This window comes from Flavobacterium glucosi, assembly GCF_048286535.1.
GTDB lineage: Bacteria > Bacteroidota > Bacteroidia > Flavobacteriales > Flavobacteriaceae > Flavobacterium.
Genome location: NZ_JBLVPK010000004.1, coordinates 30,201 through 45,723, shown reverse-complemented (window position 1 = coordinate 45,723; position 15,523 = coordinate 30,201). Strand labels below are relative to the sequence as shown.

Sequence of the window (15,523 nt, the reverse complement as noted above, 5' to 3'; positions counted from 1 at the left end):
AAGTGGAAGCAGATTAACATTGCAGCAACATTCCCGTAATAAAAACCGAAAATTGATAGGGATCAATCTTCATTTTAAGCAATTTCAAAGCATCGCTGATATGCTTTTCTACCGTGCGGACCGATAAGCCTAATTTTTGAGCTATTTCAATATTGGTGTAATGTTCCAATCGGCTAAGAATTAATACTTCCTGACTTCTGGGAGGCAATTTTTTGATTTCTCGAAAAATTCCGGCTTCAAATTCTTGGTATACTAAATGTTTGTCCGTTTTAGAAGGATGTGGAATGTTTTGGAGTATTTCAAGATGTCCGGAATCGAATTTTAAATCCCGAATGTGATTGGCGACTTTGTATTTGACAGCTCGGAGTAAGTAGCCTTCTAAATTTTTAATGGTGGTATTGGTAGATTTTTCCCAGAGACTGATAAATATTTCCTGAACAATATCTTCGCAAATGACTTCTTCTTTATAGATTTTAAAAGCAAAGCAATACAATCTTTTCCAATATCGGTCAAACAAGACTTCAAAGGCTAGTGAATCGTGGCGCTGCAGTTTTTTTTGTAGTTCTGTATCCGATAATAGCAATAGTGTTGTTTTCATTCTTTTTGTAGTTGCTACAAATGAAATCAATTTTGGGTTGCTGGGATTCGAAAGGAGTTTAAGCTATGGTTAACGAATGTCGATGATTTGTGCCGGTTAAGTGGTTAAAAAAAGTGTAGTTGTTAGTTAGGTACGATTTCTATCATGTCTGCAACACTGTATGTTTTTAGGCCGGCGGACCAAAGAAGTACAGAGAAAATTTTAAGGAACCTCCGAGAGTTGACTTGGCAATTAAATTAAGGGAGTAAGAGAATTCGAAAAAATATATTGGGGAATGTTCGTGCCATTTGGATTTATCTTCCGGTTTTAGGATTCCGGATTACATTTATACTTCAATTAGACAATTCTATATTGTACCCTTTGAAAATTTTAGATATACTCCTTTTTTTAGCTATTTTTAATAAAAAAGCAGTTTCTAGAAGTTTTTTTTTAGAAAAATTAGAAAAAGAATTTCATATTGAATTGTCTAGTTTTAATAAAGCATAAAAAAACCCAACTCCTTTTTTTGCGGGGGTTGGGTAATGTTTTTAATCTTAAAAGTGACCACGGTGGGAATACTTTTGTGCAATCGTTTGAAATCAATTACATTCTTGTATTTTTAAATATATTAATAAAATCAATACTTAACAGGTTTTTAATAAATTTAATAATTGCAATTAAAAGTAAATAATTGCATTAAATTGTATTTTATAATACAGATTTATGTATTATTGTATTATGAAATCTTAATATAATACAAATGGCAACCGTGCATTTTTTATATCGTTCAGTAAGAAGCAAAGCGAAACTTGAAGTTAGGCTTCAGCATACACATAAAGCAGCCGATAAAATAACAAACTACATTTGGACTGCAAAAACTCAAATTGAAGTTACAAAAGAATTTTGGACAAAGCAGCGTAAAATAAAAAGCAAGGGTAATGTTGATATAAGCAATGAACAAACACGTGTAAATAATTTATCTAATGCTCTTGATAATTTTATTATTGACTGTTTCAATATGACAACTCCGGAGGAGATATTAAAAGATTGGTTACAAACTCAAATTAATCATTATTATAATCCACAAATTGAAAAGCCGATAGAGATAGTTCCTAATAACCTGATTGAGTACGTAGACTACTATATTAAGTACAAAGAAAATTATCCTAGTATAGTTTTAATTAGAAAAATTAATGTACTTAAAAAGAAGCTAGAGCGATTCCAAACTTATAGAAACAAACCGATTTTAATAAAAGACGTAAACAAAAGATTTAAGCTTGAATTTTCGGATTATTGCGAAAGTGAGAAATACAGTAGAATAACTACACAAAGAGATTTTGCTGAGGTTAAAACGATTTGTATTGATGCAAAAAGCAAAGGAATTGAAACAAGTTTGGAACTCGATAAATTGAGTTTTCCACGGGAGAAAGCCTCTAATATCTTCTTAACCTTTGAAGAGATTAAAGTAATAGAAAATATAGAGAAATCCAAATTAACAGAGAGTTTAGAAAACGCAAAAGACTGGTTAATTATTTCCTGCTACACGGCTCAAAGAATTTCCGATTTTATGAGGTTTACCAAAGAAATGATACGTGTTGAAAATGGTAAAAGTTTGATTGAATTTACACAAAAGAAAACGGGTAAGATTATGACTTTGCCATTGCACCCGAAAGTTATAGAGATACTCGCCAAAAGAAACGGCAACTTTCCTTATGCTATTTCAGACCAAAAGTATAATGACTACATCAAAGTAGTTTGTGAACTTGCTGAAATTACTCAAACCGTAATTGGAAGTAAAAAAATTGAAGTTGAAAACGACGACGAAAACGAACCTAAAATTTATAGAAAAGTAACCAAAGAGTACAGAAAATGTGACTTGGTATCCTCTCATATCGGAAGAAGATCTTTCGCCTCCAACTTTTACGGAACTATTCCAACTACTTATTTAATCTATGTAACCGGCCACAGCACCGAGGTAATGTTTCTGAATTACATAGGGAAAAGTAATAAAGATTTAGCAATGGAAATCACTAACTATTTTTAGGGTCTTAAAAATACGAGTTTCCGTAAAATCAATGATAAAAAAAAGGTAAAGCAAAATTAATAATAGAACCCTAGACAACAACGAATCGACAAAAACAATAAAAGTATTGCGTAACGGTAAAACAAAGTGCTCATGACCTATAATTAAATTTAGATAATCTATGTGTTTTTACTTTGATTGTCAAACGGTACAAATTGATTAGATATGAATAGTGTATTTAATGTGCCTAATGAGGTAAAGCAAGAGCAACAGGGCAAAGTTTAAAAAGATTTCGGAATCGAAATCGAAATCTAGACCCACCCCTCTCTTTAATTTACGTTTCCATTTGTTAAAAGATGGACGTAAAATGATAGATAACCTCCTACCTTAATATTAATCTTTAATAATTTATAAAGAAAAAACAATATGGAATATACAGTTAAACTTAATGAGCAACAAGTAGAATTTCTAAAATCGATTTTGGCTCAAATAGAACCGATACAGTTTATTATTGCTCCGACAGTAAAACCGAAGAAACTTTCTAAAATAGAACAATCCCTAGAAAATATGCGGGAACGCAGAGCGAATAAAGCAGCCAAAAAAAGAAATAACAATAATAATAAATAACCTAAAAAACACAAAACCTTGAGCAATCTAAATCAAATTCAAAAAGAGATTTTAAAAACAGTTACGAACGTTGAGCAATATGAAAAACTCAAAAAGGAATTAAAAAAAATAAATAGTGAGATTGCCGGTTTAACAGATGATCAAATTTATTGCCTTGATAATACGGTTCATACAGTTAGTGCTAGAAAGAAATTAATCAAAATATTTAGAGAGGAAAATTCACTATCTAATCTCAACGAGTCAATTAATTAACAACTAGATAAACCCGTTAGGAATAATTAAAATCAAATCATTTGATTATGCCTAACGGGTTTAAATAAGTTCAAAATATAAAATACAGGCAAATGGACAAAGAAATAATTTATTCCTTTAAAGAATATCACGAAAAATACACTTCATTATGGGAAAAATATTTTTTAGAATACGACGAAATTGAAGAAATTGACTTTATTATTAACGAAATTGAAAACTATAACATCTGTTTGAAATTAGTGAATTTTCCAATAGATAAAATATTTAATAGATTCTGGAGGGTTGAATTTGGAATAAATTTAAAGTCGTTTACCATATCTCAAGAAGTGTATGATTTCATTTTTGCAGATGAAAATGATGACTATTATTATAAAATTTACAAAGATATTGTGGAAACGTCCCGTACATCCGAATCAAAAATAGTGATTGAAAAAAAAATAAAACAAACAAGATTGATTTTTCCTAAAATAATTTCGTTTTTAGAAACCAAAAAATCAGAACTCGAAACTCCTTCGCAAATTGTAATTAACAAATCGGATAAAATAAAAGCCCAAACAGTATTTAAAGATTTTTTTATTGATAAAATAAATATTAAAATAATAAATAGTATTCAAGAAAAATGCAAAGAGTATAATGATAAAGAAATGGCTTTTCTGATATACTTACTGCATCAAGAATATAAAATTATCAGTTATAGCATGAGCAGTAGAACAAAAAGCCGTAAGCATTTTGTTTTATTATTAAAAGGAATTAAAAATATAAGAACATCGGGAATCGATAGACATTTTGAACCAAGTGGAGTGAAGATACAAGACCCATATTTTTTAAATGATAATGATTACAAAACTGTAAAATCTGAATTAAGTGGAATTTTCCAGAATAATAATTGTTTGTAGTTGTTCAGACAATTGAGACAACTATAAACAATTGCAAATCAATGCATTAGATTTTAAATATCAATATTTTTGCTAAACATAATTCAAAAAAAATTAGCAAAAATGAACACAAATTCAATCTTACTTCAAAATTTAAGCACCGAGCAATTGACGGACTTAATCGGAAACGTATTTGACATGAAACTCAAAGACTTTCAAAAAAACCAGAACACGCAAACCGCCAACGATGATTTAATGAGTAGGGAGCAAGTTTTAGACTTCCTTCAAATTGATGCATCGAGTCTATGGAGGTGGCAGAACAAAGGAAAAATAATCGTTTACAAATTCGCAAATAAATGCTATTATAAAAGGAGCGAATTACTGGCAACTATCACACCTTTAAAAAAATAAAGCGATGAAAGAGATACTAAACACCTCCGACACCGCTTTAAAAGACCAAAGCGAAGATAAGCTAAATAACTGTCAAAGGCAATTAAAATTCCTTTTAAAAGGGCTGAAACCATGCGAACCGATTCATGATGATTTGCTTATTAGTTTGATAGTACGTATTAACGCTAATAATCTGTTACGATGAAAAATAAGGATGCAGTATTGTTAATTCGTAAAGAAATTATAGAAAGTTCGAACCTTGCTTTTGAAACTATCTTAAAATTGCCCGAATTGAAACGCTATTACTTAGGGCTGAAATATGTGACGACTTCTAACAATGCGATTTGTAAGGCTTTAATCATTCCTGTTGAAGCAGGAACTCGGTATAAAGTTGAACTCGAAAACAATTATAATTTAGTGGCTTCGTCGGATAAGTTTCAATGTGACTATACCGGCGAATACGTACAGTTTTTAAGCACCAACCCCGCAGAATTTGAGCGACTTAAAAAGTCAGATATAAATCAATTAAATCTATTTGATGATAGAAACTAAAACACCAAAAAAAATCGATTTAAGCAAGGCAATTGATAAAGCTGTAAATAGTGTGACAATAGAAAGAACGGTTAATCTAACGGAAGCGAAACACGGTTTGTTTACTATAAAAACAGCCAACCAATGGATTGAAGAAGCAAAGAGCAGACCTATTCCGAAAATGCTTTTTAGTCAGTTATGGTATGAGGGAGAATTATGTATTTTATTTGCAGACACAAATTTGGGGAAATCCATTTTAGCGGTTCAAATTGGAAATAGTATAAGCAAAGGAGAACAAATAAAAAGCTTCGCTATCGAAACCGAAAAACAGCCCGTTTTATACTTTGATTTTGAACTATCAGACAAGCAGTTCCAAAATAGATATTCTAAAGATTATACAGATAATTACGACTTCGATGACAATTTCTTAAGGGTTGAAATAAACCCCGATTTAGAGTTGCCAAAAGATGTAACATTTGATGACTATCTTATACTATCGATTGAGAAAGGTATATTAAGTTCCAACTCAAGAGTATTGATAATTGATAACATTACTTACTTGAAAAGCGACAACGAGAAAGCAAGGGAAGCTTTGCCGTTAATGAAAAAGCTGAAGGAATTGAAAACTAAATATTTCCTTTCAATTTTAATATTGGCACACACGCCAAAGAGGGATTTATCGAAACCTATAACCAAGAACGATTTACAAGGAAGTAAGATGTTAATGAATTTTTGCGATAGTTCGTTTACTATTGGAGAGAGCAACCAGGACAAGCAAATCCGCTACATAAAGCAAATAAAACAGCGAAATTGTGAACAGGTTTTTGACGCTGACAATGTTTGCGTTTGTCAAATAAGTAAAGAGTATAATTTTTTACAATTTGAGTTTGTTAGTCTGGGAAATGAACGTGAACACCTAAAGCAATATACAGAGAAAGACAAAAGCAATATTATTTCACGAGTAAAAGAGTTAAGTCAGGAGGGCAAAAGCCAAAGGGCTATATCTTCCGAGATGGGAATTTCATTGGGTGCAGTAAACAAATATTTAAAACTGTAAAGTTAGTGTTCACGATGTTCATACTGTTCATACCTTGAACAACATGAACGCCGTGAACATTAAAATAACTCCATTATGTAATTAAAAATCAATAAGTTATTAAGAATTAATATAAATAAACACGCAATGTGGAAAACCGTAAGGAATTGAGTTTTTCACAAATTAGCTTTGTTTACTAAAGATTTAAAACTAATGATAAACTATTGGTATCAACTGATTATTTAGTGTGCCAATTCATTTTTAATAATTAATAAAATTTAAACAAGTTGATAAATTATCATAAAATATTAAAAATTGAAAACAAAGCAAATGAAGCTGAAATAAAAAAAGCTTTTCGGAAACTGGCAAAAATTTACCATCCTGACAAGAATAATGGTTCAGCCGATTCAGAACAAAATTTCAAAATTATTTTAAATGCCTACGAAACACTTTCAAACAAAGAAAAAAAAATTGAATATGATGTAAAATACAAAGAAGAATTTCGTTCAAAAAAAACTCAAAATGAACAAGCAACAAATCGGCAAGAGTATAAAGCCCCAATTACTGAAAAACCTTTTTTCAATTACAACCTTATGATTTTTATTGTCATAGTAATAATAATTTGGTTAATAAATCGAAATGAAATAACAACAACCGGAAATGTAAATGCAGACCATCAATTAAATGAGCAAAAAAATGTTGTTAGACCCAATTCTGGAGAACTTAAATTTAAAAATAATAACTAAAAATGAAAAAAACAATTACATTAATTTTATTCCTATTTGCTTTTACAATAGTTTCAGGACAGGAAAATGACCAATATTTAGTTTCATCAAACAAACTAAATGTAAGAAGTGGTGCAGGAAAAGAATATGATATTATAAATACTTTATATCAAAATGAAAAAGTCAGTGTAATTGAAAAAAATGAAAATGGATGGTGGAAAATCGAGTTTGATGAAAACGAAGGTTATGTTTTTTCACAAATGCTAATAATTAATCCTGATAACGGTTGGAATAAAAAAGAATACAAAAGTGGGCAAACTCCTGAATGTGAAAACATAGACCCGAAATTTGACTATAAAATGGATAACTATCTACAAGTTAAAGTAGGTTCAAATACCGATGTAGTTCTTAAACTAATGAAGAAAGGAAGTAATAGTAATGATGATATTTGCGTAAGAATAATATACATTCGAAATAATGAAACATATCATTTGAGAAATATACCGGAAGGGATTTATTATTTAAAAATTGCTTATGGTAAAGATTGGAGGCAAAAAATAGTAGACAATCAATGTTATGGCAAATTTATGAGAAATGCCCAATATGAAATCGGTAGTAATCAGCTTGATTTTAACATTGAAAAAAGCTCTGACGGCAAAAAATTTCTTCCTTATTTCGAGCTTTCATTAGACATAGTCGTTGCCAAATATGATAAAAATCGAAAATCAACATTCTCTTCAAAAAACATTAACGAAGCACAGTTTAATAATTAATACAATCTTTTCTGCAAACCACTATATTTGAATTAAGTAAAATAGATTATAATTTGAATTTAGTTGATAGAAGAAAAATAACAAAAAAACAAGCTTGCAAAACATTAAAATACAGAAATAATACAGATTTAAAATTAAAAAATCCTAATAGCTTAATAAATAAGTAGTTAGGATTTTATTTTTGTTCTAAAAGTGACCACGGTGGGATTTGAACCCACACGCCCTTGCGAGCACCAGCCCCTCAAGCTGGCAAGTCTACCGTTTCTCCACGTGGCCTTAAAAAAGAAAAGGCCAAGTAATAAAATTACTCGACCTTTTGTGACCCGACTGGGGCTCGAACCCAGGACCCCATCATTAAAAGTGATGTGCTCTACCAACTGAGCTATCGAGTCAATGCATCAAGGAAATTATGTGTTGATCACAAATTTGTGACCCGACTGGGGCTCGAACCCAGGACCCCATCATTAAAAGTGATGTGCTCTACCAACTGAGCTATCGAGTCAAATTCTTTCCTTGAATGCGGGTGCAAATATAAGGACTTTTTTTGGAGTTTTCCAAGCAATTTTATTATAAATTTGTCTTTTTTAAACAAAATTACTCAACACCTTAATTTGTAAGGTTTTATTCAGATGAAAAAAATTATATTATTAGGTTATATGGGTTGTGGTAAGTCCACAATTGCAAATAAGTTGTCGAAAATTATCGAATTTCCTTTCGTGGATTTGGATAAAAAGATTGAAGAGAAAGTAAATTTATCCATAAATGCCATTTTTGAAAAGCACGGAGAAATTTATTTTAGAAAACTAGAACACGAAGTTTTTATCGAATTATTGAATATGCCGGAACAATTAATTATAGGTTTAGGTGGAGGAACGCCGTGTTATGCAAATAATCATGAGTTATTAAAAGGGGATAATGTGGTGTCAGTTTATCTCAAAGCTTCAATAGATACTTTGTTCAATAGATTAAGCCTTAATAAAAGTAAGCGTCCTCTTATTGCAAATAAAAGTGACGCTGAGATGAAAGAGTTTATAGCAAAACATCTTTTTGACCGAAGTTTTTATTACAACCAGGCTCACTATAAAGTGGTAGTTGATGATAAAACCATTGATCAGACTGTTTTGGATATTGTTGCTATTTTAGCTTAAATACGCATAACTATCATTGTTTTCATCAAAAACAACTTGTACGTGCTCCAATAATGAGGTTGAAAGAGAAATTCCTTTAAAATCGGCTTTTACTGGATACTTTTTGTGATTTCTGTCTACTAGAACAGCTGTTTTGAATTTCTTTAGCGGGACGTCTATAAAATGTCTTACTGCGTAAATTAATGTAGTTCCTGAGTTCAATACGTCGTCAACCAGAACTAAGCCTTTATTAGCGTATTGTTCTTTTGGTAAGGAGGTGTGAATTGGTAATTGTGGATTTTGTTTGTTTATTTGCACTTCGCAAAGGGAAACCTTAATAGCTGATATTGTTTCCAGCGCCAATGCTATTTTTTTTGCAAATATAAAACCGTTAGTGGCAATTCCGGCAATTACAATTTCTTCTTCATCTACGAAGGTTTCATAGATTTGGTAAGCAATTCTTTTTATTTTATGCTCTATCTCTTGTTTCGTTAAAATGATATTTTTGCTCATTATTTTAGATTATTGTTTAAAGCTGCAGCCAATTAGTATCTTAGATTAAAACAGTAATTCCTGTTTTTTATTCGGTATCGCCATCAGTAATTATTTCATTTCCAAATTCATCAATGTCTCTTCTATCTTTTTTGGTAGGTCTTCCGGTACCATTTTTTCGATAATGTTCTTTGGATAATTTTAAAAGCTCTAAATGTTGATAAGCCTCTGCTGGAGTGTCGTTTCGTCTATAAATATCCACCAATTTAGCTCCAACACGGTTCTCTGGGATATCCAGAACGGTTATGATTTGAGTAATTTGGTCTTTCCGAAACGTGATTTTATCAGTAGCAAAAACTTCCTTCGAAGGCTTGGCAACAAGGCCGTTTACAGTTACATGATTCTTTTTACAGGCTTCAGTAACCATATTTCGGGTTTTGTAGTACCGCATGCACCATAAATATTTATCTATTCTCATAAATTTTCTAAAATCGGAGTTAAATAGTTTACAAAAATCAATCAATATTGTATCTTGCGCACTTAAAAATTCAGCTATAATGAACAAATTTAAGTATTATTTTTTTCTATTAATTACAACCGTCTCTTTATTTTCATGTTCAAAGGATGATAATGGTGCAGAAATTACACCACCAAGGGACTATGCAGTACAATATGCTACTGATTTAACGGACATTGAAGAATATTTAAAAACCTTTTCTATAACAGTTCTCAGTCACCCTGGTTTTTCAGATGATCAAGATGTTACTTACACTAAAATTCCATCTGGCGGAACACAACAGTCTATTTATTCTTATTTGAATAGCACCACTTTTCCTAAACTTTTAAGCAAAGAGGTTAAACTGCATGATATAACGTATAAGTTGTATTATTTAGTGTTAAGAGAAGGAGCAGGAGCGCGACCGTCTAATATTGACGGGGTATTGTCTGCCTACAAAGGAGATTATTTATCTCGTCAAAAAGTAGTTGAAGTAGAAACCTTAACTGCAACTCAATTTGAACAAGTTAGGAATCCACAACAATTCTTAAGTTTATTAAGTACAATAACAGGATGGGGTGAAACGTTTCCGGAGTTTAAAGCAGGAACTTATACTTCAAATCCTGATGGTACGATTTCCTATAATGATTTTGGAGCAGGAATTATGTTTCTTCCATCAGGACTTGGATATTACAATGCAGGAAATGCTAGTATTCCAGCTTATGCTCCTTTAGTTTTTAGTTTTAAATTATTTGAAGTGAATAGAATTGATTCTGATGGTGATGGAATTATGAATTTTCAAGAAGATCTAAACGGTGATGGTTACATGCGCGTTTTAGCAAAGGGTGTTGTGAATCCTGATGATTCTGATGGAGATGGCATTCCTAATTTTTTAGATACTGACGATGATGGTGACGGTGTGAGTACCAGAACAGAAATTACTGGTGCTAATGGTGTTTTGATTCCATTTGCAGTTATTCCTGGTTGTGATGGAAATACCACTGATCCAGCGAGGATAAAAAGACATTTAGTGAAGTGCAATTAAAAAAATACAAGTCAAAAAAAATCCAGTTCTATTGAACTGGATTTTTTTTGGTGTAACATAAAATGTTTATTTTCTTTTCATTACTCTTTCTACAGCTTCAACAATCGCTTGATTGTTCAATTTGTATTTTTCCATTAATTGTTCTGGTGTTCCAGATTCTCCAAAACTGTCATTTACAGCTACAAACTCTTGTGGAGCCGGACTGTTCAATGCTAATACTCTGGAAATGCTTTCGCCAAGACCACCAAGAATATTATGCTCTTCAGCAGTAACGATACATTTTGTTTTTGCCAATGATTTCAAAATCGCTTCTTCATCCAATGGTTTAATGGTGTGAATATTGATTACTTCGGCAGAAATACCTTTTGCTTCCAAAGCTTCAGCAGCAATTAGCGCTTCCCAAACTAAATGTCCTGTAGCAACAATTGTTACATCCGAACCTTCGCTTAAAACAATCGCTTTTCCAACTACGAAAGGCTCATCAGAGGGCATGAAGTTAGGAACAACCGGACGACCAAAACGCAAGTAAACTGGGCCATGGTAATCTGCAATCGCTAATGTCGCCGCTTTAGTTTGATTGTAATCACACGTATTGATTACAGTCATTCCCGGTAACATTTTCATTAATCCAATATCTTCAAGAATTTGGTGTGTTGCCCCATCTTCCCCTAAAGTTAATCCTGCGTGTGAAGCACAAATTTTCACATTTTTTTCAGAATAAGCAACAGATTGACGAATTTGATCGTACACTCTTCCTGTAGAAAAATTAGCGAAAGTTCCTGTGAAAGGAATTTTTCCTCCAATGGTTAAACCCGCTGCAATTCCAATCATGTTGGCTTCAGCAATCCCAATTTGGAAAAAACGTTCCGGGTGATTTTTCTTGAAATCGTCAAATTTTAACGAACCTATTAAATCCGCACAAAGTGCTACCACATTTTCATTCTTTTGACCTAATTCAGTCATTCCCGCTCCAAAACCTGAACGCGTATCTTTACTTCCTGTATTTGTATATTTTTTCATTTTTCAATTTAGATTTTTAGCAGTATTCTACTGAACACTAATTACTGAGATCTGAACACTTTCTAGTAATCGCTTTCGCCCTCAGTATAATTTTGACCTAAAGCAATTTCAAGTTGCGTATCATTTGGCGCTTTACCGTGCCAAGCATGGCTATACATCATAAAATCTACACCATTACCCATTTCAGTATGCAACAACACACAAACTGGTTTTCCTTTTCCAGTTCTTGATTTTGCATCGTTCATTCCAGCAATAATAGCTTCGATATTATTTCCTTTTTCAATTTCTAAAACATCCCAATCAAAAGCTTCAAATTTAGCGCGGATACTTCCCATTGCTAAAACTTCATCAGTAGTTCCGTCAATTTGTTTTCCGTTTAAATCGATTGTAGCGATAAGATTGTCTACTTTTTTTGCGGAAGCATACATAATTGCTTCCCAGTTTTGACCTTCTTGTAATTCACCATCTCCGTGAAGCGTATAAATTATATGATTGTCACCATTTAATTTTTTAGCTTGAGCAGCACCAATCGCTACGGATAATCCTTGTCCAAGAGAACCTGACGCAATTCTCACTCCAGGTAAACCATCATGAGTAGTTGGGTGACCTTGTAATCTTGAATTGATCAAACGGAAAGTTGCTAATTCCGATACCGGGAAATAACCGCTTCTTGCTAAAACGCTGTAAAAAACAGGAGAAATATGTCCGTTAGAAAGGAAGAAAAGATCTTCTCCAATACCGTCCATATCAAAACCTTCTTTGCGTTCCATTATATTTTGGTATAAGGTTACTAGAAATTCAGTACAACCTAGAGAACCACCTGGGTGACCTGAGTTGACAGCGTGTACCATTCGAAGAATATCTCTTCTGACTTGGATTGTTAAATCGTTTAATTGTTGTGTGTTAGGCTTCATTTTATGTGTAAAAGTTAAACTATTGCAAATGTAATTTTTATTTAGGGTTACCGCAAAAGTTTTTAGGAATATTTGATAGAAGTTTTCGTTAGAATTTAAGTTGAATAAACTTACCGGGATAAGTTTGTATCATTCACAAAAAAGCCCGCATTTGGCGGGCTTTTTTGTGAATGGAGAAACAAATAATATTTGTAAATTATCCAATTATAATTATAGTTAAGTGTTCGTAATTGCATCCGCTCTGTGTGCTTGATTATTGATAGATGATAAAGCAATTCCAGTTAATGCGGAATCCATTTTTTTCTCATCATCAAGACTCATAGCTAATAAATTTGCGGCTTTGTCTTCGCCTAAAGTTTTAGCAAAAGCATGTAAAGTGCCATAGGTTGTAATTTCGTAATGCTTTACCTTTTGATCAGCCGCAATAATTCCGGCATCACGCACCATACCAATGTCGGTTTCACGGATAAGACCATTAGTTTCTTTCAATATCCCTTGCATGGCATCACATTTTTTTGCTGTTGGCGCAATACTTGTTACTTCAAATATTTTTTCCAGACGAGAAACATGTTCTTGTGTCTCGCTTAACTGTTTTTTTAAAGTGTTTACTAATTCTGGCGATGAGGCATTTTTTACCATTTTAGGCAAAGTTTTAGTCAATACTTTCTCGGCCCAATAAATATCTTTCAATCCAACTTCAAATAAATCTCTCAATCCATGTGCTGCATTTGCTTGTACAGCTCCTTTATTATTTTCGTTTTTACTCATTTCAGTTCTCATAACAGTAGTTTTTTAGATTAATTTTTTATGAGGAATATTAGATGTGCTATTCTCTCAAACAAACTCATTACTTAATTTTTTTAAGTAGGATAAAATTAAACATATTAAAATGTAATCAATTGTTAATTAACTAATTGTAAACACGAAATGTATGATTTTTTAAGAAATTAACTTTCTAATTATAGTTTTGTAATGCTGTTAGATTGTCTTTTTTAAAGCTATTGCGACTGATGATAATTCACATCCAGCCAAGAACCGCCATTGTAAGATTCGATTCCATGTGCCGTTAGAAACACTTGTGCCTGGCCACTTCTATTTCCCGATGCGCAACAAAGAATTAGTGGCGGTTTAAGTTCTTGTATTTCCTGCATTCTATGTGGTATCTCATTCAAAGGAATATTTATGGAACCAGCAACATGCCCGCCCATAAACTCATCATAGGAACGCACATCGACTATTGTACCCAGTTTTTCCTTAATTATTTTTGCTACTTCCATTATATTATTTTTAAAGATTATTAATTTATGATAGCATATAGCTGTTTCGCTCTATCTAAATTTACGCATTTATTCAAAGGAATTTCTAAAAAATATTCCAGTTGCCATTTTTGGGTTTTTTGCGCTTGTTTGCTTACTGTTAAGTCCCAAGGCGGATACACCCGGATTCCTCGTTTTCCTTCTTTTAAGTTGGTACTGATGATTGCTTGTTGGCAAAGCACCGTTTTTGGAAATATAAATTGACCAAATTTATCGTTGCTTTTAGTATTTATAACAAAAAAATCAATCTCGTCTGAAACCGCATAAGGCTCGATTGGTCCATTTTCACTTCTCTTCCAAAAAGTGACAAATTGCCCAATCTTTGTAGGCGTAATTTTGGCAACACGAAAGAGTATTTTAATCGAGTCAAGGTCAAATTTACAGGCACTATATTCAGCGCTTTCTTTTTCTATTTCAAGATTTCGGAGTTCAAAACCACATGTATTAAAAACAAACTCTTTAGTCTCAATTAGGTTTTCGGGAATCATTCGTGCTGTTATTTAGGCTTTTTATACGAGAAACTAATTTTTTAATGGTTGTAAGTCAGTATCTGGTATCATTTTTACTTCTTTTTCCTCATCCCTCAATTGATAAAGTAAAGGTTCAATTTCAGAATAATCTTTAATGACTTTTACAGTAATTATGGCCAGAGGAATCCCAATTATTGAAGCAACAATACTGGCAATTGTAGTTGTAGTCAGCTCTTCAATTGTCTCCGCTTTCATGGAATATCTAAAAATGAATGAAATTGCTTATTACAGTGAAAAATTATTAGAATAATTATATCCGTTTTGAAATGGATAACGTCCTAAAATAAGTTGGCGTAAAACACAACTTGTTTTAGTACGTTTTTAGATGCAATGATTTTTTAAAGTGCTTTTCTTTTCAAAACTGCATCCATTGAATAGGTACCGCTTCCCAATAAAAATAGGGCACAATAGCAAAGTAAATACATTAATCCAGCTTCCATTGTTCCCAGATCATCATTAATATGAACAATAAACACGGCCACCGCCATTGTAATAATTAGCGGAATCAACGCCAGTCTGGTCCATAATCCGATTACAATAAATAAAGAGCATACAACCTCGGCAAAAACAGTCAAAGTCAATGACGCCGGAGCACCAATGCCTATTGGATCACCAAATTCCATTGTGCCATTCAATAACTTCATCAATTTTGGGATGCCATGACTTAACATCAACAAACCTAGTGTTAATCGTAAAATAAGCGAAGCCCAATCAGTTGCATTGACGGTCCAAGAAGTTGGGGAGAACAGTTTTTGAATCATAATTTAAAGTTTT

At 32.3% G+C, this 15,523-nt stretch carries 21 protein-coding genes and 3 tRNA genes; 12 read left to right on the top strand and 12 right to left on the bottom strand.

Annotated elements, in window-relative coordinates; genetic code table 11:
• Positions 1–13: 13 nt before the first annotated feature.
• Positions 14–598 (bottom strand): RNA polymerase sigma factor, encoded by a 585-nt coding sequence (locus ACNQGD_RS08340; RefSeq protein ID WP_417998977.1) that lies wholly within the window; start codon positions 596–598, stop codon positions 14–16.
• Between the two features lie 748 nt (positions 599–1,346).
• On the opposite strand from ACNQGD_RS08340, the gene ACNQGD_RS08335 reads away from it, so the two are divergent.
• The 9 genes from ACNQGD_RS08335 (at position 1,347) to ACNQGD_RS08295 (ending at position 7,809) form a co-directional block, all read left to right on the top strand.
• A complete protein-coding gene (locus ACNQGD_RS08335; RefSeq protein ID WP_417998976.1) occupies positions 1,347–2,621 on the top strand; it encodes a phage integrase SAM-like domain-containing protein in 1,275 nt (424 codons plus the stop codon).
• Between the two features lie 405 nt (positions 2,622–3,026).
• The gene (locus ACNQGD_RS08330; RefSeq protein WP_417998975.1) at positions 3,027–3,227 is read left to right on the top strand and encodes a hypothetical protein; all 201 of its coding nucleotides are present in this window, start codon (positions 3,027–3,029) and stop codon (positions 3,225–3,227) included.
• Positions 3,228–3,245: 18 nt separating this feature from the next.
• Complete coding sequence (locus ACNQGD_RS08325; protein ID WP_417981267.1) at positions 3,246–3,479, top strand: hypothetical protein; 234 nt, start codon at positions 3,246–3,248, stop codon at positions 3,477–3,479.
• A gap of 92 nt (positions 3,480–3,571) precedes the next feature.
• The gene (locus ACNQGD_RS08320) at positions 3,572–4,375 is read left to right on the top strand and encodes a hypothetical protein (RefSeq protein ID WP_417998974.1); all 804 of its coding nucleotides are present in this window, start codon (positions 3,572–3,574) and stop codon (positions 4,373–4,375) included.
• Positions 4,376–4,477: 102 nt separating this feature from the next.
• Positions 4,478–4,765, top strand: a complete 288-nt coding sequence (locus ACNQGD_RS08315) for a helix-turn-helix domain-containing protein (protein ID WP_417981271.1) — start codon at positions 4,478–4,480, stop codon at positions 4,763–4,765.
• Positions 4,766–4,945: 180 nt separating this feature from the next.
• On the top strand, positions 4,946–5,296 hold the full coding sequence (locus ACNQGD_RS08310; protein WP_417998973.1) for a hypothetical protein: 351 nt from the start codon (positions 4,946–4,948) through the stop codon (positions 5,294–5,296).
• The gene (locus ACNQGD_RS08305; protein WP_417998972.1) at positions 5,283–6,332 is read left to right on the top strand and encodes an AAA family ATPase; all 1,050 of its coding nucleotides are present in this window, start codon (positions 5,283–5,285) and stop codon (positions 6,330–6,332) included. Before ACNQGD_RS08310 ends, ACNQGD_RS08305 begins: the two co-directional genes overlap by 14 nt.
• A 266-nt stretch (positions 6,333–6,598) precedes the next feature.
• Positions 6,599–7,057 (top strand): J domain-containing protein, encoded by a 459-nt coding sequence (locus ACNQGD_RS08300; protein ID WP_417998971.1) that lies wholly within the window; start codon positions 6,599–6,601, stop codon positions 7,055–7,057.
• 2 nt (positions 7,058–7,059) lie between these two features.
• Complete coding sequence (locus ACNQGD_RS08295; RefSeq protein ID WP_417998970.1) at positions 7,060–7,809, top strand: SH3 domain-containing protein; 750 nt, start codon at positions 7,060–7,062, stop codon at positions 7,807–7,809.
• Positions 7,810–8,002: 193 nt separating this feature from the next.
• On the opposite strand, the gene ACNQGD_RS08290 is transcribed toward ACNQGD_RS08295, so the two are convergent.
• From ACNQGD_RS08290 to ACNQGD_RS08280, 3 genes are all read right to left on the bottom strand, one after another.
• Positions 8,003–8,085: transfer RNA gene (locus tag ACNQGD_RS08290), tRNA-Leu, on the bottom strand.
• A 43-nt stretch (positions 8,086–8,128) separates the two neighbouring features.
• Positions 8,129–8,201, bottom strand: a tRNA-Lys gene (locus ACNQGD_RS08285).
• A gap of 37 nt (positions 8,202–8,238) precedes the next feature.
• Positions 8,239–8,311 (bottom strand) — tRNA-Lys (locus ACNQGD_RS08280).
• 127 nt (positions 8,312–8,438) lie between these two features.
• On the opposite strand from ACNQGD_RS08280, the gene ACNQGD_RS08275 reads away from it, so the two are divergent.
• The gene (locus ACNQGD_RS08275) at positions 8,439–8,957 is read left to right on the top strand and encodes a shikimate kinase (RefSeq protein WP_417998969.1); all 519 of its coding nucleotides are present in this window, start codon (positions 8,439–8,441) and stop codon (positions 8,955–8,957) included.
• Here ACNQGD_RS08275 and ACNQGD_RS08270 read toward each other — a convergent pair.
• On the bottom strand, positions 8,949–9,449 hold the full coding sequence (locus tag ACNQGD_RS08270) for a phosphoribosyltransferase family protein (RefSeq protein ID WP_417993990.1): 501 nt from the start codon (positions 9,447–9,449) through the stop codon (positions 8,949–8,951). The two genes, ACNQGD_RS08275 and ACNQGD_RS08270, sit on opposite strands and share 9 nt — an antisense overlap.
• A gap of 67 nt (positions 9,450–9,516) precedes the next feature.
• Positions 9,517–9,906 (bottom strand): RNA-binding S4 domain-containing protein, encoded by a 390-nt coding sequence (locus tag ACNQGD_RS08265; RefSeq protein WP_417996646.1) that lies wholly within the window; start codon positions 9,904–9,906, stop codon positions 9,517–9,519.
• A 79-nt stretch (positions 9,907–9,985) separates the two neighbouring features.
• Between ACNQGD_RS08265 and ACNQGD_RS08260 the strand changes: the two genes are divergently transcribed.
• Entirely contained in the window at positions 9,986–10,969 is a 984-nt protein-coding gene (locus ACNQGD_RS08260; RefSeq protein ID WP_417998968.1) for an FKBP-type peptidyl-prolyl cis-trans isomerase, read from the top strand.
• Between the two features lie 66 nt (positions 10,970–11,035).
• Here the strand turns inward: ACNQGD_RS08260 and ACNQGD_RS08255 are convergent, their stop codons facing one another.
• The 5 genes from ACNQGD_RS08255 to ACNQGD_RS08235 all read right to left on the bottom strand — a co-directional run bounded on the left by ACNQGD_RS08255 (position 11,036) and on the right by ACNQGD_RS08235 (position 14,707).
• On the bottom strand, positions 11,036–11,989 hold the full coding sequence (locus ACNQGD_RS08255; RefSeq protein WP_417993987.1) for a transketolase family protein: 954 nt from the start codon (positions 11,987–11,989) through the stop codon (positions 11,036–11,038).
• A gap of 62 nt (positions 11,990–12,051) precedes the next feature.
• On the bottom strand, positions 12,052–12,903 hold the full coding sequence (locus ACNQGD_RS08250; RefSeq protein WP_417998967.1) for a transketolase: 852 nt from the start codon (positions 12,901–12,903) through the stop codon (positions 12,052–12,054).
• Between the two features lie 216 nt (positions 12,904–13,119).
• Positions 13,120–13,683: a YciE/YciF ferroxidase family protein gene (locus ACNQGD_RS08245; RefSeq protein ID WP_417996649.1), complete on the bottom strand. Its 564-nt coding sequence runs from the start codon at positions 13,681–13,683 to the stop codon at positions 13,120–13,122.
• A 218-nt stretch (positions 13,684–13,901) separates the two neighbouring features.
• Positions 13,902–14,180 (bottom strand): rhodanese-like domain-containing protein, encoded by a 279-nt coding sequence (locus ACNQGD_RS08240; RefSeq protein WP_417998966.1) that lies wholly within the window; start codon positions 14,178–14,180, stop codon positions 13,902–13,904.
• A 20-nt stretch (positions 14,181–14,200) separates the two neighbouring features.
• Complete coding sequence (locus ACNQGD_RS08235) at positions 14,201–14,707, bottom strand: MepB family protein (protein WP_417998965.1); 507 nt, start codon at positions 14,705–14,707, stop codon at positions 14,201–14,203.
• 136 nt (positions 14,708–14,843) lie between these two features.
• Here ACNQGD_RS08235 and ACNQGD_RS08230 point away from each other — a divergent pair, with 136 nt between their 5' ends.
• Positions 14,844–14,999: a hypothetical protein gene (locus ACNQGD_RS08230; RefSeq protein WP_417998964.1), complete on the top strand. Its 156-nt coding sequence runs from the start codon at positions 14,844–14,846 to the stop codon at positions 14,997–14,999.
• Between the two features lie 88 nt (positions 15,000–15,087).
• On the opposite strand, the gene ACNQGD_RS08225 is transcribed toward ACNQGD_RS08230, so the two are convergent.
• Entirely contained in the window at positions 15,088–15,510 is a 423-nt protein-coding gene (locus tag ACNQGD_RS08225) for a DoxX family protein (protein ID WP_417993981.1), read from the bottom strand.
• Positions 15,511–15,523 lie beyond the last annotated feature (13 nt).

Bases quoted from the DNA above. Each gene is read 5' to 3' on its own strand.
- ACNQGD_RS08310 (WP_417998973.1), top strand. From the start codon at position 4,946: ATGAAAAATAAGGATGCAGTATTGTTAATTCGTAAAGAAATTATAGAA.
- ACNQGD_RS08265 (WP_417996646.1), bottom strand. From the start codon at position 9,906: ATGAGAATAGATAAATATTTATGGTGCATGCGGTACTACAAAACCCGA.
- ACNQGD_RS08225 (WP_417993981.1), bottom strand. From the start codon at position 15,510: ATGATTCAAAAACTGTTCTCCCCAACTTCTTGGACCGTCAATGCAACT.
- ACNQGD_RS08260 (WP_417998968.1), top strand. From the start codon at position 9,986: ATGAACAAATTTAAGTATTATTTTTTTCTATTAATTACAACCGTCTCT.
- ACNQGD_RS08240 (WP_417998966.1), bottom strand. From the start codon at position 14,180: ATGGAAGTAGCAAAAATAATTAAGGAAAAACTGGGTACAATAGTCGAT.
- ACNQGD_RS08235 (WP_417998965.1), bottom strand. From the start codon at position 14,707: ATGATTCCCGAAAACCTAATTGAGACTAAAGAGTTTGTTTTTAATACA.
- ACNQGD_RS08275 (WP_417998969.1), top strand. From the start codon at position 8,439: ATGAAAAAAATTATATTATTAGGTTATATGGGTTGTGGTAAGTCCACA.
- ACNQGD_RS08330 (WP_417998975.1), top strand. From the start codon at position 3,027: ATGGAATATACAGTTAAACTTAATGAGCAACAAGTAGAATTTCTAAAA.
- ACNQGD_RS08320 (WP_417998974.1), top strand. From the start codon at position 3,572: ATGGACAAAGAAATAATTTATTCCTTTAAAGAATATCACGAAAAATAC.
- ACNQGD_RS08255 (WP_417993987.1), bottom strand. From the start codon at position 11,989: ATGAAAAAATATACAAATACAGGAAGTAAAGATACGCGTTCAGGTTTT.
- ACNQGD_RS08230 (WP_417998964.1), top strand. From the start codon at position 14,844: ATGACTTTTACAGTAATTATGGCCAGAGGAATCCCAATTATTGAAGCA.
- ACNQGD_RS08245 (WP_417996649.1), bottom strand. From the start codon at position 13,683: ATGAGAACTGAAATGAGTAAAAACGAAAATAATAAAGGAGCTGTACAA.
- ACNQGD_RS08295 (WP_417998970.1), top strand. From the start codon at position 7,060: ATGAAAAAAACAATTACATTAATTTTATTCCTATTTGCTTTTACAATA.
- ACNQGD_RS08315 (WP_417981271.1), top strand. From the start codon at position 4,478: ATGAACACAAATTCAATCTTACTTCAAAATTTAAGCACCGAGCAATTG.
- ACNQGD_RS08270 (WP_417993990.1), bottom strand. From the start codon at position 9,449: ATGAGCAAAAATATCATTTTAACGAAACAAGAGATAGAGCATAAAATA.
- ACNQGD_RS08340 (WP_417998977.1), bottom strand. From the start codon at position 598: ATGAAAACAACACTATTGCTATTATCGGATACAGAACTACAAAAAAAA.
- ACNQGD_RS08305 (WP_417998972.1), top strand. From the start codon at position 5,283: ATGATAGAAACTAAAACACCAAAAAAAATCGATTTAAGCAAGGCAATT.
- ACNQGD_RS08250 (WP_417998967.1), bottom strand. From the start codon at position 12,903: ATGAAGCCTAACACACAACAATTAAACGATTTAACAATCCAAGTCAGA.